The 1,809-nt window shown below is 51.6% G+C and carries 2 protein-coding genes; both read left to right on the top strand.

All coding sequences use genetic code 11. The features are described 5' to 3' along the window. The coding region (locus FBQ85_29895) for a type II secretion system F family protein (protein ID MDL1879344.1) at positions 1-883 on the top strand (883 nt) is incomplete at its 5' end. A 279-nt stretch (positions 884-1,162) separates the two neighbouring features. Then, a partial coding sequence (locus tag FBQ85_29890; protein MDL1879343.1) for a hypothetical protein occupies positions 1,163-1,809 on the top strand: 647 nt, incomplete at its 3' end.

Below are 1,809 nucleotides of genomic sequence, written 5' to 3'. Positions count from 1 at the left end.
GGTTTTTCTCAAGCATGCGGACGTGCTGGGAAAATTCACGGTTTACATGCTCAGCATCGCCTCCACCAGCGGCAATATGGCGGAGATTTATGAAAACACCGCGAAATTTCTCGAGCGCTCTTCGGAGTTCAAAAAAGCCATTCGCAGCACGCTGTTCATGCCGGCGTTCGTGGTGTTGGCCGCCATCGGGGCGTTGGTTTTTTATGTGATGTACATTTTTCCCAAGATTGCCGGCATGCTGCTCAAATACAACATCGCGGTGCCGCCCATGACGGCGGCGACCATGCAGGTGAGCGAGTTTTTTCAAAACAACATTATCTGGGTCATGCTTGCCTTCTTGAGTCCGATCATAGGGACGGTCGCATATTTTCGCAGCGAGAAAGGCCGGGTGGTTTGGCATCGCATTTTGATCTCGATTCCGGTGATCGGCAAGTTGATTTACAAAACGAGTCTGGAAGTTTTTGCGCGGGTTTTTCATGCGTTGTACAGCGGCTCGGGCGAAAACATCGAAGTCATCAAAATTTCTTCGGAGGCGTGCGGCAACCGTTACATCGAAAAGCAGATCAAAGACATCGTTATTCCGTCAATGTTGCGCGATGGCCGCGGTTTGAGCGATTCGATGGAGCTTTCAGCGGTTTTTCCCAAAAACGTCATTTACACTCTGCGCAGCGGCGAAGAATCCGGCACGTTGCGTGAGGCGATGCTGCGGCTGGCCAATTTTTATGAAAAAGAAACCAGCCACAAAATGGGCCGGGTGGTTGACGTCATCAACTTGATTGTTTCGATTTTCATCTCGGTTTTGATCGTCGGCATCACGTTGATTTCGTCGGAAGTGGGATTCGTCTCGCCGAACATGCCGGGCACGGAAATGCGCGGCCGGTGATGTCCGTTGAGCTTTTCAGGTGATCAAGCTGGTACATTGTTGACCTGAAGAATGTATTCACGCCAGAATGTCATTCTGAAAGAATCTCGAGAAAATTCGTGCTTGGCTGCATGCTTCACAAGATTCGATTGAATGGCCTTTCGAAGGAGTTACCTTTACAAGCCGGGCACCAGCGTACTGGAGGCGTGGGTCGCCGAGCACTCGCCGCGGCAGAACATTTATAGATTTCCAATTTCGCCTGTCAAACGTGATCAGGCATTGCTATAAACGAGGTTTGTCATGGAACCGATGAGCATTCGTATCGGGCAAATTTTGCTGCAAAAAAAAATCATCAGCCAAACCATCTTGGAGAAGGCGATACTGTCGCAAACGCAGGAACCGCCGGGCAAGCAACGCCGGCTGCAGCAGATTTTGGTGGATGATTTTCAAATCGATCGCCATCGCATTTACAGCACGATCGCCGAGCTTTACGCCTTCAAAGAAATCGACCTGGCGGGCGAAAAACTCGGCGATGCGCAACTTGATTTCATTCGCAAAACCATCGATGCCTGCACCGAGGAGGCCCGTTCGCGGCTGCTCAGCAAGCGCATCCTGCCTTTTCGTCCGAGCGCGAACAACAAGAACATTCTCACCGTTATTGCCGCCGACCCGCTGGATCGCGAGATCCCCCTGCTGCTCAAGGATTTGCCGTACACTCAAATTGAGATTGCCTACTGCCAGTATGAGCAGGTGAGTGCGCTGATTGACCGCGTGATTGCGTTCAAGAACGAATTTTTGCAGCAGCTCGAAGCTTCCTTGCAGAATGTGGAAGTGGTCAACACCGAGGAAGAGGACAAGATTGACGAGGCCGCGCTCGACGCTGAAATCAATCGCAGCATGCTCACGAACTTGATCGAGGGCACGCTGGTGGAAGCTGCGCGCAAAGG

This window comes from Cytophagia bacterium CHB2, assembly GCA_030263535.1.
Lineage (GTDB): Bacteria > Zhuqueibacterota > Zhuqueibacteria > Zhuqueibacterales > Zhuqueibacteraceae > Coneutiohabitans.
Note: the sequence above shows the minus strand (reverse complement) of the source record. Positions and strands in the feature narration are given on the sequence as shown.